The organism is Streptomyces sp. NPDC001922 (genome assembly GCF_042891165.1).
Lineage (GTDB): Bacteria > Actinomycetota > Actinomycetes > Streptomycetales > Streptomycetaceae > Streptomyces.
This window is the reverse complement of sequence record NZ_JBIASV010000007.1, coordinates 259149-283545: the sequence shown is the minus strand read 5'-3', so window position 1 is coordinate 283545 and position 24397 is coordinate 259149. Positions and strand designations below refer to the sequence as shown.

The window sequence follows — 24397 nt, the reverse complement described above, 5'->3', positions numbered from 1 at the left end:
CTCCATTGTCACGGGCGCGCTGGGAGCCGGAGGCCAGGGGTGCCGGGCGTACCAGGGGCAGGGGGCCGGGCGTAACAGTCCCTGCCCCTCCCGGCCGCTCCTTCCCGAGCGCCCCTCCCCGGCTGCCTCTTCCCGGCTGCCTCTTCCCGGGCGGTTCAGTCGGCGAAGGGCCGGTCGGGGGCCTCGATGACGGTTCCGGCGCCGACCGTGCGGCCGCCCTCCCGGACGGTGAAGCGGAGCCCCGCTTCGAGCGGAACCTCCCGGTCGAGCCCGACGGTCACCGTGGCGGTCTCACCGGGCCGGGCGACCGCGGCGGCACCCACGTCGATACCGCCCGCCACCTCCGCGGTGCGGAGGTGGAACCACGGCCGGTGGCCGGTGACCACCGGGGTGCCGCGCCCGCCCTCGGCCGCCGACAGCAGATACATCCGCGCCGTGAAGCGCCGTCGCGGCCTCACGCTGCCGGGCTCCGCCAGGACATGTCCGCGCCGCACGGCCTCGCGCGGCACCCCCCGCAGCAGCACGGCGACGCTGTCGCCCGGCTCCGCGGACTCCCTCGGTACGCCGGAGATCTCCAGCCCGGTGACCAGGGTCCGGACGCCCGTACCGGGCACCTCCACCGGGTCGCCGGCCCGTACCGTTCCGCGTTCCACGGCTCCGGTGACGACGGTTCCGCTTCCGGCGACGGTGCGGACGTGCTCCACCGGCAGCAGGAACGGTGCGTCGGCCCAGCGCTCCGGCAGCGGCACGTAGGTGTCGACGGCGTCGAGCAACGCCTCGACGGCACCGACCCAGCGGGGGTCGCCGGCCAGGGCCCGCAGCCCCGAGACCCGTACCACCGGCAGGGTGTCCCCCGCGTAGCCGTGCCTGGACAGCAGCTCCCGCACCTGGAGTTCGACCAGCTCGGTCAGGTCGGCGTCGCCCGCGTCGGCCTTGGTGAGGGCGACGACGATGTGCTCGACACCGACCTGACGGGCCAGCAGGACCTGGTCGGCGGTCTGCGGCATGACGCCGTCCGGTGCGGACACCACGAGGACGGCGCCGTCGAGCCGCGCCGCACCGGTCACCATGCTCTTCACGAAGTCGGCGTGACCGGGCGGGTCCACATGGGCGTAGTGCCGGGTATCGGTCTCGTACTCGACGTGCCCGACGTGCCCGATGCCGCTGGTGGCGCAGTGCGCCGCGGCATCGGGCGCGCGGTCGATCCGGTCGCCCTGCTCGCCCCGGTCGCCCCGGTCGCCCCGGTCCAGGGGTACGGGGGCTCCGGAACCGCTCGTGCCCAGTAGTTGCGTGCTCCCTACCTGCGTGCTCCGTACCTGCGTGCTCAGTACCCGGGTGATGGCGGCGGTCAGCGTGGTCTTGCCGTGGCCGGCGTGGCCCATGGTGCCGATGGTGAGGTGCGGCTTGGTCCGCACGAATGCCTGCTCGGACATGGTTCTCTTCCTCGGGAGACCGCCGGGTGTCGCACCACGGCGGAGGGGGACGGGGACCCCGGGGGCCGGCCGACTCTCCCCCTGCGGGGTCCGCCGGATGATCCGGGAAGAGTCAGATTCGGGCGCCGTCGACGGGCGTTGTCACCGCGACGGCAGGCGTGACCGGCGTACCGCCGGACGTCGTGGGCGCGGCGCTGCCGGCTGCGGCCGGTACCGAGGAAACGAGGGCAGCCTCCGTCGCGTCCGCGCCTGCGGACCCGAGTGCGAGGAAGGCGTACCGGAGCATGTACTCATCGTGAGGGGTGACACGATGGTTCGTCCAACGATTAATCAGGGAACAGCTGTTCACTGCACATCCCTGGGCCGTTGTCGTTCGCTGCCATGGTCCGGGGGCGGACGGCCCTGCGGGTGTCCTGCACATGGCCGCCGCGGGACACCGCGCGGACGCCTTCCGTGCGATGCGTCGCAGTCGCCCGCGAAGTGCGGCGATCACGCGCCCCTCTCGGCTAGTCTCCCCGGATGTCCGCCTCCGCCGCACAGCCGACGTCCCGGTCCCCGGGCTTCGCCGGGCGCTGCGTCCGGATCCTGCTGTCCCCGCGGTCCCGGCTGGCGTTGCTCATCGTGCTGCTCGCCGGTGCCGCGACGGCCGTGGCGCTGCTGGAGCCGCAGCGGCTGCTCGTCGACGGCTGGCACCCGCGGCTCTCCGGCGGGGCGGCCGTGGTGCTGTTCGCTGTGGCGTACGGCCTGTGCACGGCCGCGCTGGTGCCGCGCCCGCTGCTGAATCTCGGCGCCGGTGCACTCTTCGGTGCCCCGTTCGGGCTGGCCGCGGCGGTGTCGGGCACCGTGCTGGGCGCGGGCATCGCGTTCGGCCTGGGGCGCGCCCTCGGCCGGGACGGCTTGCGCCCGTTGGTGCGCGGGCGGTGGCTGACGGCGGCCGACCGGCAGCTCTCCCGGCACGGTTTCCGGTCGACGCTCGCGGTGCGGCTGTTCCCGGGGGTGCCGTTCGCCGCGGCCAACTACCTTGCGGCGGTGTCCCGGATGGGCTGGCTGCCGTTCCTGCTGGGCACCGGACTGGGGTGTGTGCCGAACACCGCGGCGTACGTCATCGCCGGAAGCCGGGCCTCGACGCCGACTTCGCCGGCCTTCCTCATCGCGATGGGCTTCATCGCGGTGACGGGCGTCGCCGGGCTGGTCGTCGCCTGGCGCAGGCGCGGGCGGCCTGCCGGTTCGTGACCCTGCGGGCGCCGGGGAAGCGGCCGAGAGCGACCCCGAGCGCAACCCGTGCACCCGGGAGGCCATAGCATCTGACGCGAACTCCCCCGACGATCACAAGGACGAGCTGACCCCGTCATGACCTGGTTCGAATCATTCATCCTCGGGCTCGTCCAGGGACTCACCGAGTTCCTCCCGATTTCCTCCAGTGCGCACCTGCGGCTGACCGCGGCGTTCGCGGACTGGCACGACCCCGGTGCGGCCTTCACGGCGATCACCCAGATCGGCACCGAGGCCGCGGTGCTGATCTACTTCCGCAAGGACATCGCCCGGATCATCACCGCCTGGTCCCGGTCGCTGGTGAACAAGGAGCTGCGCGGCGACCACGACGCCCAGATGGGCTGGCTGGTGATCGTCGGCTCGATCCCGATCGGGGTGCTCGGCGTCACGCTCAAGGACCAGATCGAGGGCCCGTTCCGGGATCTGCGGCTGACCGCCACCACCCTGATCGTGATGGGCATCGTGCTCGGTGTGGCCGACCGGCTGGCCGCCCGGGACGAGATCGGCGGCAAGCACCGTTCGGTCCGGGAGCGCAAGACGCTCTCCGAGCTGGGCGTCCGGGACGGCCTGATCTTCGGCGTCTGCCAGGCCATGGCGCTCGTCCCGGGTGTGTCCCGGTCGGGTGCGACGATCAGCGGCGGCCTGCTCATGGGCTACACCCGCGAGGCGGCCGCGCGGTACTCGTTCCTGCTGGCCATCCCGGCGGTGCTGGCGTCCGGCGTGTTCGAACTCAAGGACGCGGGCTCCAGCGGGCACATCTCCTGGGGCCCCACCATCTTCGCGACCGTCATCGCTTTCGTGGTGGGATATGCCGTCATCGCGTGGTTCATGAAGTTCATCACCACCAAGAGCTTCATGCCGTTCGTGATCTACCGGGTGGTGCTGGGCATCGTGCTGTTCGTGCTCATCGCCGCGGGTGTGCTGAGCCCGCACGCCGCCGAGTCCGCGGGCTGATCCCGGCCCCCTGAGGCACGCCGGGGCGGTCCCGTCCCGTGCGGGTCGGACCGCCCTGCGGCCCGTCTCCCGGCCCCTTCACTTCCCCTCCGTCAGGCCGTCCTGCGCCGCGCCCCGGCTCAGGACGGCCTTGCGCACCCGGTCCCGCACCTCGGGAAACTGCTGCCCGGTGGCCCGGACCACCCGGAACGGCGGCCCGGTGTCCGAGTGGGCGGCCAGGAACTCGGCCCCGGACACCGTCCAGCGGTCCCCCCGGGGTTCGGGGGCGAAGGTGAAGCGCGCCATCGAGCCGTCGTTGCCGCGGTAGAGCCCGGGCACGAAGCTCGCGACCTGGTCGCCGAGCCCGTACACCACCCAGACGCCGTTGACCTTCTCGTAGGGCTGCGGCACGTGGTTGTGGGTGCCGATCAGCAGGTCGATGTCGGGTTTCCCGCCGGTGCGGGCGGCGGTCAGCCTACGGGCGGCCTCCTGTTGCTGCCGGTCGGGGGCCTGCTGCCACTCGGTGCCCCAGTGCAGGCTGACCAGCACCACGTCGGCGCCGGCCCGGCGGGCGGCCCGCGCGTCGGCGATGATCCGGTCGGGGTCGAGCAGGTTCACCGCCCACGGGCGGCCGTCGGGCAGCGGCACCCCGTTGGTGCCGTAGGTGTACGCGAGGTGGGCGACCTCGGCGCCCCCGGCACGCAGCCGGGCCGGGCCCGTCTCCCGGGCGGTGCGCGCCGAGCCCGCGTGCCGCACCCCCGCCGCATCGAGCGCGTCGAGGGTGCGCCCGAGTCCCGCCGCTCCGGCGTCGAGGGTGTGGTTCGAGGCGGTCGAGCAACTGTCGTAGCCGGTGGCCCGCAGGCCCCGGGCGACGTCCGGCGGCGACTGGAACATCGGATAGCCGGTGAACGGGCCCTCCGGCGGCCCGTACGGCGTCTCCATATGGCAGATCGCCAGGTCGGCGGAGGCGACGACCGGCTCGATCCCGGCGAGGATGCGACGGAAATCGCACCCGCTGCCGCCCGCGTCGTCCCAGGCCTGCCGGATGATCGACGGGTACGGGATCACATCACCGGTGGCCACGACGGTGAACGCGGCACGCCCGGCGCCGGCCCGGGCGACGGGCCCGGATCCTGACGGCGGGGGCGACGAACCCGCGGGGTGCACCCCCTGGACCGAGCAGGCCGCGACCGCGCCCAGCGCCGCACCCCAGACCGCGAGCTTCGTCCGCCGCGCGAAGCGCATCTCCGCCTCCCTCACCTCGGTACACCTCTTCGCAGCCTGTACCGAGGCCGGGAGGGCCGCAGCCGGAGGGCCGTCCGGATGGGCCGACAGGGTTAGCCGGAGTGTCGGCTTGACCCGGCGGCGCCGCCGCCCTCCCAGTCCGCGTAGCGGATCCGGGAGATCTCCCGGACCTCGCCGAGCGTGCCCCACTCGTCCTTGCCGAGCCGGGTGAGCGGGCGCAGCCTCGTCACCTCGGGGTGACCGTCGACGATCACGTCCTCGGAGACCGCCGCGTGCACGACCCGGCCGAAGACGACGGTGGAGTCGCCGAGGCGCAGGGTGCTGTGCAGCTCGCATTCGAGGGCGACCGGCGAGTCGGCGACCCGCGGCGGCTTGACCCGCAGCCCAGGCTCCGGCTCCACACCGACGGCGTCGAACTCGCTGACACCGCGCGGAAAGTCCGTGGCGGTCGCGTTGATCTGCTCGAAGAGGTGCTCGGGTGCGAAGTTGACCACGAACTCGCCGGTGTCCTCGATGTTGCGCAGGGAGTCCTTCCGGCCGACCGAGGTGAACTGCACGACGGGCGGCTCGACGCTGGAGATCGTGAAGAAGGAGTGCGGGGCTAGGTTCGCTGAATCACGATATGGGTCATAGGTCGACACCCAGGCGATCGGGCGCGGGACAACCACCGCGGTCAGGAGCTTGTAGAACTCGTTGCGGGACATGGCGACGGGGTCAAAGTCGGTACGCATGGTGATCAGTATCCAGGAGGCGGCCGCGGATCTTATAGCGGATCCACGGCACCACCAAACCCCTGAGTTCGGCGGAAAGTGCCCGGTACCGGAGCCGACGAGCACCAGGAGCCGACGCCATGACGACAGCCGTGACTGTCTGGGAGGACTTCGACGTCCCCGCGCACGCCCGTGGGGGCCAGGTCACCCTCAACCTCTACGACCACCTGGCTGCCTACGCCCCCAAACGGCCGGGAGCCTATCTGCGCATCTCCTCCGACCGCTTCGGCCTCGAAGCCGGCGTCGACCGCCAGCTCGAAGACGCCGAGGACTCCAGGAACCGCCTGCGCTGGGGCCCGTTTGCGAAGATCTACCGGGAGAACGACACCTCGGCCTTCAAGAAGCGGAAGGTCGTCAAGCCCGACGGCGCCATCGACTGGATGGTCCTGCGTCCCGAATTCCGCCAGCTGCTCGCCGACCTCGCCCATGGCGTCATCGACGGAGTCATCTTCTACGACCTCGACCGGCTCGTCCGTCAACCCCGGGACCTTGAAGATCTCATCGACATCGTCGAGTACGTGAAGCGGCCGGTCACCGGCGCAACCGGCGGCCGCATGAACCTCATCAACGACAGCGACCGTCACATGGCCCGCATGATGTGCGTGATGGCGCTCAAGTCCTCCGAGGACACCGCACGACGCGTCGCCCGTCAGCACCTCTCCGCCGCCCAGAACGGAATCGCCCAGGGCCGCATCGCCTACGGCTGGGTCCGCAAAGGCGAGCACAAGGGGCAGCTTGTCCCGGACGAGACCGACGTCGTCGTCCGGATCTTCCAGGACTTCATGTCCCTCGACACGGCCGCCAGATGCTCGTGACCGGCAAGGACCGGATCAGCGCCTCGCTGGACGCAGCAGCCGAGATACGCTCCCGGGTCCGCTCCGCCAGCCGGTTCCCCGTGGTCAGCGACGACTTCGCGGCTTCCCCGACATCGTGAACGCCGATCCGCTGCGCGTTCCCATCGACACCCGGAGCGGCGGGATCTCCGGTCACGAGGCCCGGCTCCGTCTGATGGACGACCACCACATCATGGTGGAGGTCGCCACCGACTCGGCCATCGTCGCCGTGGTCGGCACAGGGGCGGAGCCGGACACCCACCGCTTCCTCCGGGCCCTGCACGCTCTCCCGGCCCCGCTCGGCGAACAAGCTCCGGCGAGCCTGCGGCTACCAGCCCCCGGACCGGTCGCGCTCACCACCCGCAAGGCATTCCTCGCGCCCAGCCGCAGCATCCCGGCCCACGAGGCCATCGGACAGGTACCCGCCGACACACTCGCCGCCTACCCACCCGGTATCCCCAACGTCCTGCCCGGCGAGGTCATCACCGCCGAACTCGTCGACTTCTTCCACCGCACCGCGGCCGTGCCCAATGGCCACGCACGGGGCGCCGCCGACCCCGGCCGTAACGGCCCTGCGCATAGTGGACACAACCGCTGATGCGTGAGACATCCGCGGGAGGTGGCGGAAGTCTCGATCCCGTTCCGGACGATGCGATGAGGGATGCCGCGCTCGCGTAACCATTGCCGCAGGTGGTTAGTCGCAGCCTTTGTCGGCATGGAGCTTGGTCGGCTCCCGTCGTCGGCGTCCGCGGCGGGAGCGAATCGGGCCCTTCACCAGAGGTGGCCAAGCGCTGACTGTCGTGGAGGTTCGCTGCCGAGATTCCACGGAGAGGGGCAGGCCAATCCGCTCCGTGATCAAGTGGATCGCCGATCCGATCGCGGTATCACCCGCCGCCGCATCGCACGCAAGGGAATCGAGACCTCGCAACGACTGGGCCGCCACCGCTGGGCCATCGAACGCACCATGGCCTGACTCACCGGCCGCCACCGCCGCTCCGGACCGCCCCTCATCCACTCAACGCGCGACGAATATTCCCGAGCGGATGACCACTAATTCAGATCTGATGGAAGATTCTCGCGGGCCGAATTACGGAGAAATCCAATCCTTTCCACGTCCTCCTCAACTTCCTCCAGCATCCAGAAGGCGTATGTCGCTGCATCGATATCGCGGCCTGATGTAACCTCCTCATACAGAAGCCACGTTCCCCCGCGAACCACATCGCGGCAGAGATCCGCGATATCGTCCTGCTCTCCAGCTGTCAGAGACCCAAGCACCATCATGAGTTCCCGTCGATGCTCGGGCGGAACTCCGCCTGCGAGGGCAGCCATGACCATTGACGCGGTCGCGACAGCAGGCTGCATCAGGTTGGACTGGACGTAGGCATGACCGTCAGCCCACGACTGTCCATCGTACGCAAGCGGCCTCGCCTTGAGTGAGCGCAGGAAGTCTCCTGGAAGATGCTCGGCCGACTCCATGCAACCGCACCGCATGGCTGCCCAGTCATGTCGTGAGATCTCAAGCAGCGCCGCATTGATCTGCCTACCCATTACTAGTAATTCCCCTTTCCCCATGTACCGGTTTCATCCCATTTTACGTTGACCGGAAACGAGAACGGGCTCGGGCAGTCCAGCTGACACTTCACGCAGACTTCCTTAGGCTTCACTACCGCTTGCCCGTTCTGCTTCTCAACGGTAAAGGCGTTAGTGAATCCGACCTTGCTTGGATCCCCGCCAAGGGCATTACATACGTCACCTTCCGCACAAAAGGCCAGGCCTGGCCGCCTGCCCCCTGAAGACGCGATAACGATCTCTCCGGTCTCAATGTTGTAACCGCCGACATACGTCCTGGTTCGAGTTGCGCTCGAAAAGTTCGCCAGAGCGAAGGATTCCAGCATGGCCTCTGCCTGGCTCGACTGACTGGCATGACTCCAGCCAGGCTGGGCGGGATACCTTTCCAGTGCTACATCCCGCTTTCCCCCGGCCCTCGGACTCTCGGCTGCTCCCACGGCATCCGTCCGGAGTATTTTGCAGCCTGTTCTCCCCCACGCCCAAAGATTCCCTTCCCCCAGTTCCAGGCCGGACCGAGGAAGGGTGCGGCGCCGCCGCCAGCGGTCGACTGGCAGAAGACCTACCTGCCCCGAGTCGGAACTGAACGCCCCGCCCCCACAACAGTGAGGCGGGGCGCTTGACGCGCTGATGCTGCCGGGCGCGAGGGGCTTGTCACGACTGCGGCGCCGCCACGGTACTCATGCCCGAACTAGTGCTGGGGCAGGACTACGCGTAGCGGACACCTACCGGAAGGCCGGACTCGAATCTTCGCAGGGGCAGTCGACGGTCAGACGGCTCATACTGCAACGGTAGAAAGTGGCGGAGGTCGTGCGCTACCGCTGGGCGGAGCATGTCACCGGCTGACCTGCTGCTCCCTTCTTTTGGTCCAGAACACGGTCGTCGCCTTCCTGCAGGAGGCAGTGCGCCACGCCTTTGCCAGTAGGTACGACCTTGAGGCGTGGAGTGTGGCCGCCGTCCTCCTGGGTGCTCCATGTGGCTCCGCTCACCTTGGCCGGCATGCTTACCGCGCCGTTGGGGCCATCGATGTAGTCGTGCCGGACGGATTGCAGGTTGCCTCCTTCGGTCCAGGCTTTGTACGTCACGTCGGGGCTCTTGGCACCGCAAGCCGTCAGGAGTCCGCAGGCAACAGCCAGCCCCGCCATCGTGGTGATGAGCTTCGTGGCTGCTGGTATGGGGAGTGTGGGCATGACTTGGCCTCTCAGTGAGTTCACTTGGGTGTGGGGTCGGGGAAGGATCTGTCGCCGAAGAGGACTCGGCTTGCCGCGGCCCGGCCGAACGGTGTGCGTAGCAGGGTGAATCCCGCTGCTGCTGTGGCAGGCGTCCGTACGTGGGCCAATGCCCGGCGCAGCATGAGTCGTCCGCGGAAGTGGGGGCGGAGCGCGGCTCCGTCGTAGTTGGTCATCGTGTCCGGTTTCCCGGCGCGCAGTGCGTCGTCGAGAACCTCGGCTGCGAGTTGCGACTGCCGTAGGCACGGGTCCAGGCCACCGGCAGTGAGGGGGGAGACCGCGCCTGCTGCATCCCCCACGAGAAGCCCGCCGGCGCAGCTGATCCGGCGCAGCAGGCCGCCGACGGGTATGGGGCCTGCGCGCCGCTCCACCGTTTCGGGACGTTCGATGCCGGTCAGTCCGGGCGCCGAGGCGCTGAACTGCTCCATCGCACGGCGAAGGCCGTCTGGATAGCGGTCGGCGTAGCCTGCGACTCCGACGTGGGCGTGTTGCCCGTCGTTGATTACCCAGGCCAGGTAGCCGGGGGCGAGTGAGGGGTCGAGTACGCAGTGGAATGTCGGTGGCTGGTCGCTTCCGGGTAGTTCGAAGACCTCTTCGGCGCCGACGATCAGGTGGTGGTTGCGGTCGAGAGCGAGGTCGCGGGCGACTCGTGAGCGGGCCCCGTCGGCGCCGACGATGAAGCGGGCCCGGACCGTGGTCGGTCCGTCGCGACCGGCCAGGTGGAAGGTGTTGCCCTGTCGGCCGGTGTAGCGCGTGCCCAGTGCGATGCGTACGCCGGCGTCGACCGCGGTGGCGGCCGTCGCTTCGTAGAGTGGTGCCATGTCGCCCACCCGGTATTCGTCGCGGGGGCTGGTGAGGCTGACCGGGCGGCGCAGGTCAGGGGGGTAGAGGACTACGCGTCGGATCGGTGGTCCGAGGCAGTCGGGGGGCAGCGGGAAGTCGTCGAGTGTCTTCCGTACGAAGATTCCTGTGGTGCGGATCGCGCCGGCAAGGTTCGTTCGGCGTTCGACCAGGAGCACGTCGTGGCCTTGTCGGGCGAGGAGTGTGGCGGTGTTGAGTCCGGCCAGGCCGGCCCCGACCACCAGTACGTCGGCACTGTCTGTGCCCCCGAGGCGGCAAGAGAGGTGTGCTGTCGTCATGTCTGCTCTGTTCGTTGTGGAGTCCGTCATCGGTGCGTGCGGCGCGAGGCAGGCGCCGACCGGCGGCGGGCACTACGGCCAAGTCCGTGCCGGGATGAGGTGTGCGGACGTCGTCGTCAGGTCGTCGCTCGGGAGTTTGCTGAAGATCAGGCGGAGCGGGTCGCGCAGCAGGGATGGTCGATGGCGTCGTGCCTCGTGATCGTGTGCAGGCGACCGGCTACCGCGACTGCGGTCACCGCGGCGGGGAGCCCGCCGGGACGGATGCTCCGGATTCGTGCGCAGCCCTGTCCCTGTCACCGGGATCATCGGGCGCCCAGCGCAGCAGGTCTCCGGGCTGGCACTCAAGCACCTCGCACAGCGCGGCGAGCGTGGTGAAGCGCACCGCCTTGGCGCGGCCGTTCTTGAGCACCGCCAGGTTGGCGGGTGTGATCCCCACACGGTCCGCCAGTTCGCCCACGGACATCTTCCGCTTGGCCAGCATCACATCGATGTCGACGGCGATCGGCATCAGATCACCTCGGCCAACTCGGCCCCCAGCTGTGACGCCTCGACGTCGCGTGCGACGGCTTGCGCGAGCAGCATCCGCAGCACGAGCACGATGAGTGCGTTCCCGAAGATCGCCAGGCTGACCCCGCCCAGCAGGACCTCAACGCCCGGGGGCACGACCTCGCCGGGCGCCAGGACCGCTCCGAGCGCGAGCACCAGGAGCGAGGCCGCCACGAACGCGCCCATCACGAGATGGACGTAGCGGAATGCGGCGTGGGAGAACACGGTTCCGCGTTGCGCCATTGTCACCAGCCGCCACACGCAGACCAGGACCACCTGAACCGCCACGACACCCAGGACCATGATCACGAGGACCGGAGTGCGGCGGTCCACAAGGATGTTCTCCTCCATGGCGCCCGTCAGCATCGCCACCATCACCGCCTGGGCGAACACCGCCCCGGCGTGCAGAGCCACCATCACGGCGCGCAGCGCGAGCACTGTCAGCTTTCCCAACGCCACTCCCTTGATCGAATCACGATGGAAAACTATCGAATATCGATAGGCATGGCAAGTCGGGTCCGTCGGTGGGATGAGCCTGCGTGCCCTCCCGAGTTCCTGACGTAGTGGGGCGAGCCGCTTCCAGGGCCCGCGTGGAGCGGCTAGAGCACGACACCAAGGGCAAGCCAGGGATGCTCCTCGCATCACTCGCTCTGGTGTTCAACGAAGTGGGGAGTTTCAAGGAGCGTGGCCCGGGTCGGCGGCTTGGGTTTCCCGCTCGTGGAGTGTGCGGGCCGTGTCGAGACGTCGAGACGCCGGCTTCGTGTCGGTGGCCAATCCGGGATCCTCACGCACGGCCACACCAGCGATCAGCTGCCTGCGGAGAGGTCCCCGTCAAGGAGCCGTGCCGTGAGTTCCACACACCGCGTCCGGGCCGCGGAGAAGCCGTAGGGCATCTTGGTGACCGCTTCGAAGGCGCTCATCCGGGCGTCCTCCTCGCCGCTCGCCTCGGCGTCGTAGATCTCGAAGAGCTTCTCCTCGGCCGCGTCCAGTCCGGCCGCTTCAATGGCCTGGAGCAGGGCCTTGTGGTGGGCGCAGTGCTGCGCGGCGAGTTCCTCGACCTGCGGGTCGTGGGGGTCGACGGTGTCATCGAGGGCGGCGTCGGCCGCATCGAGGCGGTCTGCCTCGGCCCGTAGGTCGGGGTGGGTGGCCAGGGTGATGAACACGCTGGCCTGAACTGCGGCTCCCAGCGGCCCGAAGATCCGTTCTGTGACCAGCAGGGCGTCCAGGTCGGAGGGGCGCAGTGCGCCAGAAGGCAGGTGACTGAGCCGGTCCGTGACCAACGGGGAGAGCAAGCCCAGTGGGCTGCCCACGACCCGCAGGCGCCGGACTGCCGCGCGCTGACGCTTGATGTCGGCCTCCTGGGCGGCCAGGGTCTCCTCCAGCCGGCCCAGGACGTCCTCAACGTCCCGGGCTTCGTCAAAGGCGACCCGCATGTCGTCCAGGCTGATGCCGGCCTCGGACATCTTGCGGATCCACAGCAGGCGGATCATGTCGTCGTAGCCGTAGCGGCGGCGTCCGTCTCCGCCTCGCTCGGGCTCCGGCAGCAGACCGATCTGATGGTAGTGACGAATGGCGCGCGGGGTGGTTCCGGCGAAGGCGGCGGCATCGCCGATCTTGACCTCGCGGGGAGGCGTGGCGGAGGGGTACATCGCAGACAGGGCCTTTCGTGCTGTGGTGCCCTCGAAGACACCACATGCCGCTACGGCATGTGCAACTACACACCACCCGGAGCCTGACGGGCTATCGTTGGCGGCCCGGGAGGTACCCCCACCCTCCGCCTTGCGATCGCACGCACCGGACACCTCCGGCCCCGCCCTTCGGGCGGACGACGTACTTTCGAAACACGTCCCAGAGAGAGCGTCGGGCAGGTCGCCGCCCCGACCACTTCTGCGACCTCTTGGCTCGATGCGCAGCGATCGGCCGCCGTCTCGCCAGTCCCGGGCGTTGGGGCTCTTCTTCCAGGGCAGCAAGCTCGCGGCCCACAGCGGCATAGCGTTTGCGGAACCACGTGGCGTCGTCGGGTGCGTCGTAGAGGCCGGCTTCCCTGTCGGCACGCAAACCGCTCCCGGTTGGGCCGGCAGCACCACGCGACGCCCCCTTGGCAACACATCAGTCGGCAGAGCGCGTCACGTGGCCGTCGCGCCCGCCCCCTGTACTACTCGCTTCGATGGCTGAAGGACGCCTGGGCGGCGTTCTCCTGCGCGAGGGTTTCGTGCTGGCTGGTCCACCCGGTGGCCTGCCGCAACGACGTGAACTCGCGCTGCAGGGTGGTGGCGGAGGTGGTGCGGGTGTCGGTGCTGATGGTGACGGGCAGTCCGTCCGTCAGCAGTGCGGTGGCGGGATGGCCGGAGAGGCTGGGGACGGCGCCGGTCTGCACGTTGCTGGTGGGGCACATCTCCAGGGCGATGGTGTCGGTCCGGAGCCGGTTCAGCAGTGCCGTGTCGGAGGTGCAGCGCACACCGTGGCCGATGCGGCGGGCACCGAGGACGTCGATCGCCTCCCACATGCTTTCCGGCCCTGCCGCTTCGCCGGCGTGGACGGTGCAGGGCAGGCCGGCGCTGTGGGCGAGATCGAAGGCGGCCCGGTGGAGCTGGGCGGTGTACAGAGTCTCGTCACCGGCGAGGTCGAGGCCCACGACGGCGTCTCGGTGCCGCAGGGCGGTCTCGGCGACGGCGAGGCTTTCGTCCGGGCTCTGGTGGCGCAGACAGCACAGCAGGAGCCCGGTACTCACGCCGGTGGTGGCCCGGCCCTGGGCCAGTCCTTCGGCCACTGCTTGGACGGCCTCGTCGCGGGTCATGCCGTGGCGGACGTGCAGTTGCGGGGCGAAGCGTACTTCTCCGTAGACGACACCGTCGGCTTTCCAGTCCTCGACCAGCTCCCGGGCAGTGCGGGTGAGGGCGTCGGGAGTCTGCAGAACCTGCAAGGGGAGGTCGATGTGGGTCAGGAAGGTGGTCAGGCTGCCGCAGTGCGCCGGGGCCACGACGAGCTCCTCGACCGGCCTGTCGAGGGCGATGCCCTGATGGCGGGCGAGGGCGGCGACGGTGCCCGGGCGGACGGAGCCGTCGAGGTGGCAGTGCAGTTCGTAGCGCGGGATCCGCGCGGCGTGGGTGCTCATGAGCTCGGTCCCGTTCAGGAGGCGTACGGAGCCGCGTCGGTGCGCGGCGAGCCGGCGGGGAGGGGTGTGGTGACGGTGTCGAAGAGCAGCTTCTTGAAGCCGGTCTCGTCGACGCGGCGGACCAGGGTGATGTTGGGGGCGGGAGCGGACAGGCGCCGGTCGATGATCATCTGGCCGCGTGTGTCGTCGGCGACGGAGATGGCGACGTGGGCCCGTTCCTGTTCGGTGATCAGGCCGGGCTCGAGCGCCACGGCCATGGCAACGGGGTCGGGCAGGTCGTAGCCGGGCAGCCCGGTGACCTCCCGGGCCCAGTCGGCCACGGTGCGGTTGATGCGGTGGGCGAACGTGGCCATCGGGGTGCCGAGTTGTTCCAGTCGTTGCTGGTCGGCCGGGGTCATGACGGCGTCCTTGCGGGAGACGTCCCAGCCGATCCAGGTGACCTTCTCGGGTGTGGCGGCCTGGGTGACGATGCGGGCGGCCTCGGGGTCGGCCCAGAGGTTGAACTCGGCGGTGGGCGAGACGTTGCCGCGCAGGTCGGCGGCGCCGGCCATGCAGTACACGTGCCGGTAGCGGGTGAACAGCTCGGGATCGCGCAGCAGGGCGGCAGCGATGTTGGTGAGAGGGGCCAGCGTGACCAGGGTCAGCTCCCCCGGGTGCTCACGGGGGTAGGACAGCAGGACATCGACGGCATGGGTGCTCCGGCAGGCGGTGGACGGGTCGGGCAGACCGATGTCTCCCATGCCGTCCTCGCCGTGGACGTGCTGTGCGCTGGAAAGGGTGCGCGTCATCGGGCGGGCGCAGCCGGGGTGGACGGGGATGTCGGTGCGGCCCGCGGTCTCGAGGGAGATCAGCGCGTTGCGGGTGCCGGTCCCGACGGGCACGTTGCCCGCCACGGTGGTCACCGCCCGGATGTCGCCCAGCCCGCTGGCGGCGGCGAGCAGCAGCGCGACCGCGTCGTCGGACCCGGTGTCGGTGTCAATGAGCAGAGGAAGGGCAGACATGGCCGTGCTCCATTCGTGCGAGTCGTGCGGGATGCGCGAGGGGCAGTGGGCTCGCATACGGACGAGGTCACTCGCGGGACTGGGCACCGAGCGCGGTGGTGGCGGTGACCGCCGCCCGGTGGTGAGCCCACGGCCACCACCCGGCCTGCCAAGGATCCCTTCATACCGCATGTCTAATCGTTTAGATGGGAGGATGCAAGGGTTATGGCGAAGCGAACGGGCAAGGCCCCGACCCTGATGGACGTGGCCCGCGCGGCCGGGACCTCGACAGCGGTAGTCAGCTACGTGATGAACAACGGCCCCCGGCCGGTCGCGGCCGAGACCCGCGAGCGGGTCCTGGCCGCCGCGGCCGAGCTGGACTACCGGCCCAACCGCATCGCCCGGGCCCTGCGCTCGCGGACCACCGGCGTGGTCGGCCTGATCCTGGCCGACGCCTCCAACCCCTACTTCGGCGCGCTGGCCCGGCACGTCGAGCAGGCACTGGACAAGCGCGGAAAGCTCACCCTGACCGGGAACGCCGGATACTCCCCGGACCGGCAGGAGCATCTCGCGGACAAGTTCCTCGCCGCCCAGGTCGACGGGCTCATCATCGTCTCCGCCGAGGGTGGCGCCGACGTCGCCACCCAGGTCAAGCGAGCCGGCGTCCCCGCCGTATACGTCCACAACCAGCCCGAGGACGGGCAGGCCCCGGCAGTGACCGCCGACAACGAAGCCGCCGTCCAGCAGGCCGTCGCCCACCTGCGCAGCCACGGACACACCCGCATCGCCTTCCTCGCCGGACCACGCGACGCCGGACCGGTCGGCCGACGCCACGCCGCCTGGGAGACGGCCCTCGCCGGCACCGGCGCCCCCCTGCTGCGCTGCGCGTACTCCCGTGCCGCGGCAGCGGCCCTGACCGGGCAGCTCGTCAGCGAGGGCACCATGCCCGCCGCGCTCATCACCGCCACCGACGAACAAGCCATCGGCGTCCTCGCCGGAACCCGGGCTCACGGACTGGCCGTCCCCGACCGTCTGGCCGTCATCAGCCTCGACGGCACCCCCGACAGCGCCTACACCGCCCCCGCCCTCACCGTCACCCAGCAACCCCTGGAGGCGATGGCGGCTCACGCCGTCGACCTGCTCCTCAGCGGCGAGGCCGCAGCGCCGCCCACCGTGTCGGCTCCCCTCGTGATCCGGGGCAGCTGCGGGTGCGCAGCCACCGAATCCTGAGTGCCCGATGGTGAACCGGTAGCCCCGCGGCCCGCGCTCGTGCCGGGCGTCGTAGGCGCGACTGCATCTGGCAAGATCAGCTTGTGGCTCGACACTCGGTGACCTCGAGCGGAATCGAGCTCGCAGACTGGCGAGCTGTCCACTCCTGAGCTTTCCTCGTCGAGGTCTGCCGCTTCCAGACCTGGGGACCGAACACCGAAGAGCAGACGCGCGCCTTCGTGATGACCGCGGTCGAACTGGTCGCGGGCGGTGATCGACGGCTCGCCCGGCCAGGCACGTCGGGGCGGCCCGAAACCGGTCCGAGCCCGGTCGAACGCGGCGGGCGTCCTGCTCGCCGCGCCCGGCAGGCGCGGCGACATCCTCAACGGGCCCATGGCCGAGCACGGCGCATCGTCGGGGCCGTCGACTTCTCCACCATGACCGCCCCCGAACCCCGCAGAGACCGCACATGGATTCCGTCCATGGCCCTGCAAGGCACCTCCGGCAAAGTCGTCGGAACCGGCCGAACCGCCCACCGGCTCGCGAACACCCGCGCGCCCGGTGAGCGTCCGGCGCGTCCGCCCCTTCCCCCAGAGGAGTTGCCATGTCTCGCGTCTCCACCGGACCGAGCGCCAACCCGACTACCGCCCATGCTCTGTTGCGCCGTCTTCACGACCACGGCGTGCGCACCGTGTTCGGAGTGGTCGGCCGGGAGGCCGCGTCGATCCTCTTCGACGAGGTGGAGGGCATCGACTTCGTGCTCACCCGGCACGAGTTCACCGCCGGGGTCGCCGCCGATGTCCTCGCCCGGATCAGCGGCCGGCCGCAGGCCTGCTGGGCCACGCTGGGGCCCGGCATGACGAATCTGGCCACCGGTGTCGCCACCTCGATCCTGGACCGATCGCCGGTCATCGCGCTCGCCGCCCAGTCCGAGTCGCATGACATCTTCCCCAACGACACCCACCAGTGCCTGGACTCGGTCGCCGTGATGCGACCGATGACCAAGTACGCGGTTGAACTCCAGCGTCCCGACGATGTGACCGATCTGCTGGACTCGGCAGTGGCGGCAGCGATGACCGAGCCCGTCGGCCCCAGCTTCATCTCCCTTCCCGTCGACCTCCTCGGCAGCGAGATCGACACCTCTCTGTCGCACCCCGAGGCCAGGACTCCGGCCAAGCCCCTGGGCACGGTCGAGGACGGCTGGCAGGAAGCCGCGCAGCGGGCCGCGGGGCTGCTCGGGGCGGCGCAGCACCCGGTTCTGGTCGTCGGCGCCGCCGCGATCCGCTCCGGGGCCGTGCCGGCGATCCGTGCGCTGGCCGAGCGCCTGAGCATCCCGGTCATCACCACCTACATCGCCAAGGGCGTGCTCCCCCAGGGCCACGAGCTGAACTACGGTGCCGTCACGGGCTACATGGACGGCATCCTGTCCTTCCCCGCCTTGGAGACCCTGTTCGGGCCCGTGGACCTCGTCCTCACCCTCGGCTACGACTACGCCGAGGACCTGCGCCCGTCGATGTGGCGGCGCGGCGGAGAGAAGATGACGGTCCGCGTCTCCCCCACGGCCAATCCGATTCCGCGGGTCTACCGCCCGGACGTCGAGATCGTCACCGACGTGCGGGACTTCGTGGAGTATCTCGACAGCCGCACGGCCGCCCTCGCCGCGAAGACTCCGCACGACATCGCGCCGCTGCGGGAACGGATCGCCGAGTTCCTGGCCGACCCGCGCCACTACGACGACGGCTTGCGGGTCCACCAGGTGATCGATGCCATGAACACCGTCATGGCGGAGACCGCCGGGGCGGGCGAGGGCACCATCGTCTCCGACATCGGTTTCTTCCGGCACTACGGGGTGCTCTTCGCTCGCGCCGACCAGCCGTTCGGCTTTCTCACCTCTGCCGGGTGCTCCAGTTTCGGCTACGGCATTCCGGCAGCGATAGGAGCCCAGCTCGCCCGGCCCGGTCAGCCCACGTTCCTCATCGCGGGGGACGGTGGGTTCCACTCCAACAGCGCGGACCTGGAGACGATCGCCCGCCTCAACCTGCCCATCGTCACCGTCGTCGTCAACAACGACACCAATGGACTCATCGAGCTGTACCAGAACCTCGGCCACCACCGGTCACACGATCCGGCAGTGAAGTTCACCGGCGTCGACTTCACCGCACTCGCCCGCGCCAACGGGGTCGAGGCGGCCCGGGCCACGAGCCGTGAGGAGTTGATGGCCGCTCTGCGCAAGGGCGCCGGCCTCGGGCGGCCGTTCCTGGTCGAAGTGCCGGTGAACTACGACTTCCAGGCCGGCGGTTTCGGCGCTCTGAGCATCTGACCATGGCGCAGAACCTTCCCTCCGCCAGCGGCTTCCTCGCCGAGATCCGCCAGGACGACGGCCGGCCGATCGACCCGGTCTTCGCCTCCCGCACTGCCCGGGCAGCGTTCAGGGAGCGCACGGCCGACCAGAGCCTGTGCGGCGTCCTCCTGCACTCCGGGGCGCCGGACGAGGCACTCGCCCACACCCAGGGGAGCACACTGGTGCTCGCCGGGGAGCTGTACAACCAGGAGGATCTGCTCCGGTTGTTGCCCGGCCGCACCCTGCCGAGCAGCGACGCGGCTCTGGTCCTGGCCCTCTTCGGCATCTATGACGTCCATGCGTTCCGGCTGCTCAACGGCCGGTTCGCCGCACTGCTGGCCGCTCCCGGACGAGCGGTACTGGCAACCGACCACGCGGGCTCGTTGCCCCTCCATGTGTCCGCCGCTCCCGGCCGTGTGCTGACGGCGACGGAGGCCAAGGCGCTGCGCACAGCCCCCGAGGGGCGGTCTCTCGCCGCGCGGCCCGTCCGCCGGCTGCCCGGTGTCCATCAGGTCCCGGCCGGCACGGTACTGGACATCGAGGTGGCCACCGGGAACTGCGGCACGCACCGCACATGGTCACCACCGCAAGCCCGCCGGATCGTCCCGGAAGAGGAGGCGGCCGGGACCGTACGCCGGGCCCTGGAGCTCGCGGTGCGCAGCCGTACGAGCGGGGACACCCCCTTGGTGGTGCTCTCGGGCGGCATCGACTCCTCCAGCGTCGCGGCGCTGGCCACCCGCCGGTCGGCCACGCCGATCGACACCGTCTCGATGGGCACCGAGGAGGCCGACGAGTTCCCGCAGGCCCGGGTGGTCGCCCGGCACCTCGGCTCCGCGCACCAAGAGATCGTCATCCCGACCGCCGAACTGCTGCGCCGGCTCCCGCACACGGTCTGGGCGGCGGAGTGTCTCGACCCCGACGTCATCGAGTACCTGCTGCCGCTGACCGCTCTGTACCTGCGTCTTCCGGGCACGGGCCGGCGCATCCTCACCGGCTACGGGGCCGACATCCCGCTGGGGGGCATGCACCGCGAGGACCGGCTTCCGGAGCTGGACACCGCGGTCTGCCGGGACATGGACACGTTCGACGGGCTGAACGAGATGACACCGGTCCTCTCGGGCATCGCCGGTCACTGGTCCACCCACCCCTACTGGGACCGCGACGTCCTGGACGCCCTGGTGTCGCTGGAGGCGGGGCTGAAGCGCCGGTACGGACAGGACAAGTGGGTACTGCGCGCCGCCATGGGCGACATCCTGCCCCGGGAGGTCGTCGTCCGTCCCAAGCTCGGTGTGCACGAGGGATCGGGTACCACCTCGTCGTTCACCCGGCTGCTGACGGACGCCGGTGTCCCTCACGACCGCGTGCACCAGGCCAAGAGCCTGGTTGTCGCGGAGCTGTTCGACCGCGTCGTCGTCGGCGGCCGGCACCCGGACGACATGGCGACCGATGCCGTGGTGGAGCTCGTCGCCGCCCGGCTGCTCTCCGGCGTCCGTCCGGTCCCGCAATGAGCCCGTCACCCGACCGTCATGGACCCGTCCCGCGACCGGCTGCCGGTCGCGCCGCACGGAGGGACCACACCGTGGAACGCATCGACACCACCGTCTCACCCCGCTACGCCCAGATCCCCACGTTCATGCGCCTTCCGCACAACCCGTCGCCGCGGGGCAAGGACGTCGTGGTCATCGGCGCCCCCTACGACGGCGGCACCAGTTACCGGCCCGGCGCACGCTTCGGACCTCGAGCCGTACGCCACGAATCCGGACTCATCCATGGGGTGGGCATCGACCGTGGGCCCGGCACCTTCGACCTGATCGACTGCGTCGACGCCGGCGACATCGATCTGACGCCGTTCAACATGCACATGGCGATGGGAGCCGCCCAGGAGCGACTGGGCGAACTGCTCGCCGACAACGCCGCCTTCCTCATGATCGGTGGCGACCACTCACTGACCCTCGCCGCCCTGCGCGCCGTCGCCGCCGAGCACGGGCCGGTCGCCGTGCTGCACCTGGACGCGCACTCCGACACCAACCCCGCCTTCTACGGCGGCGAGTACCACCATGGCACGCCATTCCGGCATGCCATCGAGGAGAAGCTCGTCGAACCGCAGCGCATGCTGCAGATAGGGATCAGGGGCCACAATCCACGGCCCGACTCACTGGACTACGCCCGAGGGCACGGGGTGCGGATCGTCACCTCGGACGAATTCTGCGCTCTCGGCCCCGAGGCCACCGGGGAACTGGTGCGGGAACGGATCGGCGACACGCCGGTCTACGTATCGGTGGACATCGACGTCGTGGACCCGGCGTTCGCCCCTGGCACCGGCACGCCCGCCCCGGGCGGTCCCACCTCGCGCGAGGTGCTCGCCCTGCTGCGCACCACCGGCGATCTGCATCCGGTGGGCTTCGACGTCATGGAGGTCTCGCCGCTCTACGACCACGGCGGGATCACCTCAGTCCTCGCCACCGAAATCGGCGCCGAGCTCCTGTACCAGTACGCCCGCGCACACACCTCGGAAAGGACGTCCTCGTGACCGTGTTGCCCTGCTCCCCGCACTCCGCCGAACTGCTCGCGCTGGCGGCGGGGCTGCCCCGGGTTCCCCGCCGCGACCTGCACGGCTTCTTCGACGCGGCGCACACCGCCGCCACGGCGCTCCCCGAGCTCATGGGAACAGCGCTGGACGCGTTCAACGCCGACGGCAACCAGGCCGGGTACCTACTGCTGCGCGGGCTGCCGGTGGAGGACGACGACGCCCTGCCGACCACGCCCGACCGCACACCCGCGCCGGTGGACCGGCCGCTGCTGCACCTGGAGGCCATGCTCGCGATCGTCGGCCGCCGCCTGGGCCTGCACACCGGCTACCGGGAACTGCGCTCCGCCTCCGTGTACCACGACGTCTACCCGTCGCCCGGAGCCCACTACCTGTCCTCCGAGACCTCGGAGACCCTGCTGGAGTTCCACACGGAGATGGCCTACCACGTGCGCCAGCCGAACTACGTGATGCTCGCCTGCTCCCGGGCGGATCACGAGCGCAAGGCGATCACTCTGGTGGGCTCGATCCGCAGGGCACTTCCCCTCGTGCCCGACGACATCCGCACGCATCTCTTCGGCCGGCCCCTCCCCTGCCGTGTGGACGTCGCCTTCCGTGGCGGCGTCGAGGACCCGGGGGCCATCGCCGACGTCAAGCCTCTGTACGGCGACCCGCGGGACCCCTTCCTCGGGTACGACCGCGAGCTGCTCGCCCCGCGGGACCACGCCGACGTGGAAGCCCTCGCCGTGCTGTCGAAGGCACTCGACGAGGTGCGAGAGCCGGTACGCCTCGTCCCGGGTGACGTCCTGATCGTGGACAACTTCCGTACCACTCACGCCCGTACCCCCTTCACACCGCGGTGGGACGGCAAGGACCGCTGGCTGCACCGGGTCTACATCCGTACCGACCGCAACGGGCAGCTGTCCGGAGGGGAACGGGCCGGTGACGTCGTGGACTTCGTACCGCGCCACTGAGTCACAGGACGCCAGTGGGCCGCCAGTGGCGGCCCACTGGCGCGCCCGCGCGCGGGCTGCCAAGCTGGACTCCAGCATCTCTATACGGAGGGGTGAATAGGTATGACGGAAGGCGCAGTGCCTGAACCGCGGGGATTCGCGGTGCACACCGCACCGGTGGGTCTCGCAGACGACGGACGGGACGACTTGACCGTTCTGGTCTCCACCGTGCCGGCCGTGGTGAGTGCGGTGTTCACCCGCTCCCGCTTCGCCGGTCCCAGCGTGACACTGAGCCGCGCGGCAGCCGCCGACGGCGTGGCCCGGGGAGTCGTCGTACTGGCCCGCAACGCCAACGTGGCCACCGGCGCCGAGGGCGAGAACAATGCACATGAGGTTCGCGCATCGGTGGCGCAGGCGGTGGGCCTGCCCGAGGACGAACTGCTCATCGCCTCCACGGGTGTGATCGGCCGGCAGTACCCGATGCCGGGCATCCGGGACCATCTCAAGGCCCTGTCACCGCCGTTCCCCGAGGGCGGCTTCGACCGGGCGGCCCGGGCCATCATGACCACGGACACTCGGCCCAAGACGGCCTGTGCACGTGTCGGCCGAGCGGTGATCACCGGTATCGCCAAGGGGGTCGGTATGCTGGAGCCCGACATGGCCACGCTGCTGGCCTTCTTCGCCACCGATGCCCAGCTGGACCCCGACGCACAGGACCGTCTCTTCCGCCGGGTCATGGACCGGACCTTCAACGCCGTCAGCATCGACACCGACACCTCCACCAGCGACACGGCGGCACTGTTCGCCAACGGGCTGGCCGGCCCGGTGGACCTCGCGGAGTTCGAAGAGGCCCTCCACGAGGTGGCACTGAAGCTCGTCAAGGACATCGCCCGTGACGGCGAGGGCGCGGGCAAGCTCATCGAAGTACGCGTGACCGGGGCGCGTGACAGCGCGCAGGCCAAACGCGTCGGCAAAGCCGTTGTCAACTCGCCCCTGGTGAAAACCGCGGTGCACGGCGGCGACCCCAACTGGGGCCGCGTGGCCATGGCGATCGGCAAGTGCTCCGCCGACACCGATATCGACCAGGGCAAGGTCGTCATCCGCTTCGGCGATGTGCCCGTGTACCCGCCCGGCGTGCCCGGTTCGGGGGACGAGGACGACGTCCGCGCTGCCGTCGCCGAGCGGATGCGGGGCAGCGAGGTCGTCATCGGCGTTCATCTCGGTATTTCGGACGGCGCCTTCACCGTGTACGGCTGCGATCTGACGGAGGGGTACGTCCGGCTCAATGCGGACTACTCGACATGACTTCAGCCGCCGGGGCGTGCTCCGTGGGTGAGGGCCCCACGTACTCCATGGCCATGACCCCCCAGCTGAAGCCCAAGGCGCTGGTGGCGTGCAGGACCAGGTCTCCGCGGCTGAGGCTGTTCGCGGCGATCAGGTCCTGCATCGCGATCAGGGTGTCCGCGTTGCCCATGTGCCCCAGCCGGTGGTAGTTGAAGACGGTTTTGGTGTCGGGCAGACCCAGTTCCCGCAACAGGCGTTCGTGGATCCGCCGGTTGCCGTGGGTGACCAGCATCGCGGCGACATCGGTGATGTCTCTGCCAACAGAGGTGAGGAGCTCCGCAGTGAGCGCCACGAAGGTCTCGATGTAGGCGTCACCCAACCCGTCGCGGAATCCGTTGCGGCGGACGACGATCCCGTCGCCTCTGCGGACGCCGGTGTAGTAGTCGGACCAGCTCGGGTCGGTGCGCATCGCCGACCCGAGGACCTCCGCCACCCGGGCGGACGCCGACAGCAGAAGGGCACCTCCCGCGTCTCCGTTGTTGAACAGCTCTTTGAACTCGGCTTCTCCGTAGTCCAGCATCGTGCTGTTCCGGTCACCGATCAGCACGAGCGCGTACCCATCACGCCGCGACGCCAGCTGGTCGCACGCGATCTGCACTGCTGCCGTCATGGCGTTGCAGTAGTTCGCGAGCTCGAAGCAGTACGCCTGCTCGATCCCGAGTTCGTGGGCGACCTTGGCCGACGGCGTCCAGTAGGGCATCTCCCATTCGCCGGAGCCGGCATAGATCACGGTCCGGACGGCCTCCGGAGGGACCCCGGTGCGTTCCAGCACCGTGCGGGCGGCTCGCAGGGCGAGTTCCCATTCCCGCTCGGTGGCTCCGAGCACCGGGATGCTGTCGCATGTGGTGACCGCACGCACCTCCTCCTCCGGTAGACCGGACTTCGCGGCCATCTGCCGGACGCTGATCCGCGACGACGGCAGCGAGATCTCGAAATCGACGATTCCCGCCATGACGCACACC

22 protein-coding genes and 2 pseudogenes are annotated in these 24397 nt (G+C 70.0%); 12 read left to right on the top strand and 12 right to left on the bottom strand.

Going from position 1 to position 24397, the window contains the following annotated elements; translation table 11 throughout:
- Positions 1-155: 155 nt before the first annotated feature.
- The gene (locus ACFYYR_RS15125; protein ID WP_388852108.1) at positions 156-1433 is read right to left on the bottom strand and encodes a GTP-binding protein; all 1278 of its coding nucleotides are present in this window, start codon (positions 1431-1433) and stop codon (positions 156-158) included.
- A gap of 519 nt (positions 1434-1952) precedes the next feature.
- Between ACFYYR_RS15125 and ACFYYR_RS15120 the strand changes: the two genes are divergently transcribed.
- Together ACFYYR_RS15120 and ACFYYR_RS15115 are read left to right on the top strand one after the other, a co-directional pair.
- Positions 1953-2666, top strand: coding sequence for a TVP38/TMEM64 family protein (locus ACFYYR_RS15120; protein ID WP_388852105.1), 714 nt, complete (start codon positions 1953-1955; stop codon positions 2664-2666).
- A 117-nt stretch (positions 2667-2783) separates the two neighbouring features.
- The gene (locus ACFYYR_RS15115) at positions 2784-3659 is read left to right on the top strand and encodes an undecaprenyl-diphosphate phosphatase (RefSeq protein ID WP_388852102.1); all 876 of its coding nucleotides are present in this window, start codon (positions 2784-2786) and stop codon (positions 3657-3659) included.
- Positions 3660-3737: 78 nt separating this feature from the next.
- On the opposite strand, the gene ACFYYR_RS15110 is transcribed toward ACFYYR_RS15115, so the two are convergent.
- Together ACFYYR_RS15110 and ACFYYR_RS15105 are read right to left on the bottom strand one after the other, a co-directional pair.
- Positions 3738-4883, bottom strand: coding sequence for a CapA family protein (locus ACFYYR_RS15110; RefSeq protein ID WP_388852099.1), 1146 nt, complete (start codon positions 4881-4883; stop codon positions 3738-3740).
- A gap of 92 nt (positions 4884-4975) precedes the next feature.
- On the bottom strand, positions 4976-5614 hold the full coding sequence (locus tag ACFYYR_RS15105; RefSeq protein WP_388852096.1) for a flavin reductase family protein: 639 nt from the start codon (positions 5612-5614) through the stop codon (positions 4976-4978).
- A 119-nt stretch (positions 5615-5733) separates the two neighbouring features.
- Between ACFYYR_RS15105 and ACFYYR_RS15100 the strand changes: the two genes are divergently transcribed.
- Genes ACFYYR_RS15100 through ACFYYR_RS15090 form a run of 3 tightly spaced genes read left to right on the top strand, consistent with a single transcriptional unit; the run spans position 5734 to position 7084 of the window.
- On the top strand, positions 5734-6468 hold the full coding sequence (locus ACFYYR_RS15100; protein ID WP_388852093.1) for a recombinase family protein: 735 nt from the start codon (positions 5734-5736) through the stop codon (positions 6466-6468).
- On the top strand, positions 6459-6587 hold the full coding sequence (locus tag ACFYYR_RS15095; RefSeq protein ID WP_388852090.1) for a hypothetical protein: 129 nt from the start codon (positions 6459-6461) through the stop codon (positions 6585-6587). Before ACFYYR_RS15100 ends, ACFYYR_RS15095 begins: the two co-directional genes overlap by 10 nt.
- Positions 6584-7084, top strand: a complete 501-nt coding sequence (locus tag ACFYYR_RS15090; protein WP_388852087.1) for a hypothetical protein — start codon at positions 6584-6586, stop codon at positions 7082-7084. The genes ACFYYR_RS15095 and ACFYYR_RS15090 overlap by 4 nt, the downstream gene beginning before the upstream one ends.
- Positions 7085-7110: 26 nt before the next feature.
- Here ACFYYR_RS15090 and ACFYYR_RS15085 read toward each other — a convergent pair.
- Positions 7111-7360 (bottom strand): annotated as a pseudogene (locus ACFYYR_RS15085) (IS5/IS1182 family transposase); the annotation flags it as partial.
- A 3-nt stretch (positions 7361-7363) separates the two neighbouring features.
- Here ACFYYR_RS15085 and ACFYYR_RS15080 point away from each other — a divergent pair.
- Positions 7364-7456 (top strand): annotated as a pseudogene (locus ACFYYR_RS15080) (IS5/IS1182 family transposase); the annotation flags it as partial.
- An 80-nt stretch (positions 7457-7536) separates the two neighbouring features.
- Here the strand turns inward: ACFYYR_RS15080 and ACFYYR_RS15075 are convergent.
- The 7 genes from ACFYYR_RS15075 to ACFYYR_RS15045 form a co-directional block, all read right to left on the bottom strand.
- Complete coding sequence (locus tag ACFYYR_RS15075) at positions 7537-7962, bottom strand: hypothetical protein (protein WP_388852084.1); 426 nt, start codon at positions 7960-7962, stop codon at positions 7537-7539.
- A gap of 1300 nt (positions 7963-9262) precedes the next feature.
- On the bottom strand, positions 9263-10420 hold the full coding sequence (locus ACFYYR_RS15070) for an FAD-dependent oxidoreductase (RefSeq protein ID WP_388852081.1): 1158 nt from the start codon (positions 10418-10420) through the stop codon (positions 9263-9265).
- 232 nt (positions 10421-10652) lie between these two features.
- Complete coding sequence (locus ACFYYR_RS15065; RefSeq protein ID WP_129244946.1) at positions 10653-10928, bottom strand: helix-turn-helix transcriptional regulator; 276 nt, start codon at positions 10926-10928, stop codon at positions 10653-10655.
- Positions 10928-11419 carry a DUF2975 domain-containing protein gene (locus tag ACFYYR_RS15060; RefSeq protein WP_388852076.1) on the bottom strand — a complete coding sequence of 164 codons (492 nt, stop codon included), beginning with the start codon at positions 11417-11419 and terminating at the stop codon, positions 10928-10930. Before ACFYYR_RS15060 ends, ACFYYR_RS15065 begins: the two co-directional genes overlap by 1 nt.
- Positions 11420-11772: 353 nt before the next feature.
- Complete coding sequence (locus tag ACFYYR_RS15055; RefSeq protein ID WP_388852073.1) at positions 11773-12615, bottom strand: MerR family transcriptional regulator; 843 nt, start codon at positions 12613-12615, stop codon at positions 11773-11775.
- 506 nt (positions 12616-13121) lie between these two features.
- Positions 13122-14081, bottom strand: a complete 960-nt coding sequence (gene add / locus ACFYYR_RS15050) for an adenosine deaminase (protein ID WP_388852070.1) — start codon at positions 14079-14081, stop codon at positions 13122-13124.
- 14 nt (positions 14082-14095) lie between these two features.
- Positions 14096-15082, bottom strand: a complete 987-nt coding sequence (locus ACFYYR_RS15045; protein ID WP_388852067.1) for a nucleoside hydrolase — start codon at positions 15080-15082, stop codon at positions 14096-14098.
- A 204-nt stretch (positions 15083-15286) separates the two neighbouring features.
- Here ACFYYR_RS15045 and ACFYYR_RS15040 point away from each other — a divergent pair, with 204 nt between their 5' ends.
- The 6 genes from ACFYYR_RS15040 to argJ all read left to right on the top strand — a co-directional run bounded on the left by ACFYYR_RS15040 (position 15287) and on the right by argJ (position 23396).
- Positions 15287-16291 carry a LacI family DNA-binding transcriptional regulator gene (locus ACFYYR_RS15040; RefSeq protein ID WP_388852064.1) on the top strand — a complete coding sequence of 335 codons (1005 nt, stop codon included), beginning with the start codon at positions 15287-15289 and terminating at the stop codon, positions 16289-16291.
- A 583-nt stretch (positions 16292-16874) separates the two neighbouring features.
- Positions 16875-18590, top strand: coding sequence for a thiamine pyrophosphate-binding protein (locus ACFYYR_RS15035; protein ID WP_388852061.1), 1716 nt, complete (start codon positions 16875-16877; stop codon positions 18588-18590).
- Between the two features lie 2 nt (positions 18591-18592).
- Positions 18593-20119: an asparagine synthase-related protein gene (locus tag ACFYYR_RS15030; RefSeq protein ID WP_388852058.1), complete on the top strand. Its 1527-nt coding sequence runs from the start codon at positions 18593-18595 to the stop codon at positions 20117-20119.
- 71 nt (positions 20120-20190) lie between these two features.
- On the top strand, positions 20191-21141 hold the full coding sequence (speB, locus tag ACFYYR_RS15025) for an agmatinase (RefSeq protein WP_388852055.1): 951 nt from the start codon (positions 20191-20193) through the stop codon (positions 21139-21141).
- Complete coding sequence (gene cs1, locus ACFYYR_RS15020; protein WP_388852052.1) at positions 21138-22112, top strand: clavaminate synthase Cs1; 975 nt, start codon at positions 21138-21140, stop codon at positions 22110-22112. The genes speB and cs1 overlap by 4 nt, the downstream gene beginning before the upstream one ends.
- A gap of 117 nt (positions 22113-22229) precedes the next feature.
- On the top strand, positions 22230-23396 hold the full coding sequence (argJ, locus tag ACFYYR_RS15015) for a bifunctional glutamate N-acetyltransferase/amino-acid acetyltransferase ArgJ (RefSeq protein WP_388852049.1): 1167 nt from the start codon (positions 22230-22232) through the stop codon (positions 23394-23396).
- Here the strand turns inward: argJ and ACFYYR_RS15010 are convergent.
- Positions 23374-24387, bottom strand: a complete 1014-nt coding sequence (locus tag ACFYYR_RS15010) for a 3-oxoacyl-ACP synthase III family protein (protein WP_388852046.1) — start codon at positions 24385-24387, stop codon at positions 23374-23376. The genes argJ and ACFYYR_RS15010 overlap by 23 nt on opposite strands.
- Positions 24388-24397: the final 10 nt, after the last annotated feature.

What these genes read in the sequence shown, in the direction of transcription:
- ACFYYR_RS15070 (WP_388852081.1), bottom strand. Translation starts at nt 10,420, where the DNA reads ATGACGACAGCACACCTCTCTTGCCGCCTCGGGGGCACAGACAGTGCC.
- add (WP_388852070.1), bottom strand. Translation starts at nt 14,081, where the DNA reads ATGAGCACCCACGCCGCGCGGATCCCGCGCTACGAACTGCACTGCCAC.
- ACFYYR_RS15110 (WP_388852099.1), bottom strand. Translation starts at nt 4,883, where the DNA reads ATGCGCTTCGCGCGGCGGACGAAGCTCGCGGTCTGGGGTGCGGCGCTG.
- ACFYYR_RS15030 (WP_388852058.1), top strand. Translation starts at nt 18,593, where the DNA reads ATGGCGCAGAACCTTCCCTCCGCCAGCGGCTTCCTCGCCGAGATCCGC.
- ACFYYR_RS15115 (WP_388852102.1), top strand. Translation starts at nt 2,784, where the DNA reads ATGACCTGGTTCGAATCATTCATCCTCGGGCTCGTCCAGGGACTCACC.
- ACFYYR_RS15125 (WP_388852108.1), bottom strand. Translation starts at nt 1,433, where the DNA reads ATGTCCGAGCAGGCATTCGTGCGGACCAAGCCGCACCTCACCATCGGC.
- ACFYYR_RS15045 (WP_388852067.1), bottom strand. Translation starts at nt 15,082, where the DNA reads ATGTCTGCCCTTCCTCTGCTCATTGACACCGACACCGGGTCCGACGAC.
- ACFYYR_RS15095 (WP_388852090.1), top strand. Translation starts at nt 6,459, where the DNA reads ATGCTCGTGACCGGCAAGGACCGGATCAGCGCCTCGCTGGACGCAGCA.
- ACFYYR_RS15055 (WP_388852073.1), bottom strand. Translation starts at nt 12,615, where the DNA reads ATGTACCCCTCCGCCACGCCTCCCCGCGAGGTCAAGATCGGCGATGCC.
- ACFYYR_RS15035 (WP_388852061.1), top strand. Translation starts at nt 16,875, where the DNA reads ATGTCTCGCGTCTCCACCGGACCGAGCGCCAACCCGACTACCGCCCAT.
- ACFYYR_RS15100 (WP_388852093.1), top strand. Translation starts at nt 5,734, where the DNA reads ATGACGACAGCCGTGACTGTCTGGGAGGACTTCGACGTCCCCGCGCAC.
- ACFYYR_RS15075 (WP_388852084.1), bottom strand. Translation starts at nt 7,962, where the DNA reads ATGGAGTCGGCCGAGCATCTTCCAGGAGACTTCCTGCGCTCACTCAAG.
- ACFYYR_RS15040 (WP_388852064.1), top strand. Translation starts at nt 15,287, where the DNA reads ATGGCGAAGCGAACGGGCAAGGCCCCGACCCTGATGGACGTGGCCCGC.
- ACFYYR_RS15105 (WP_388852096.1), bottom strand. Translation starts at nt 5,614, where the DNA reads ATGCGTACCGACTTTGACCCCGTCGCCATGTCCCGCAACGAGTTCTAC.
- ACFYYR_RS15010 (WP_388852046.1), bottom strand. Translation starts at nt 24,387, where the DNA reads ATGGCGGGAATCGTCGATTTCGAGATCTCGCTGCCGTCGTCGCGGATC.
- ACFYYR_RS15120 (WP_388852105.1), top strand. Translation starts at nt 1,953, where the DNA reads ATGTCCGCCTCCGCCGCACAGCCGACGTCCCGGTCCCCGGGCTTCGCC.
- ACFYYR_RS15065 (WP_129244946.1), bottom strand. Translation starts at nt 10,928, where the DNA reads ATGCCGATCGCCGTCGACATCGATGTGATGCTGGCCAAGCGGAAGATG.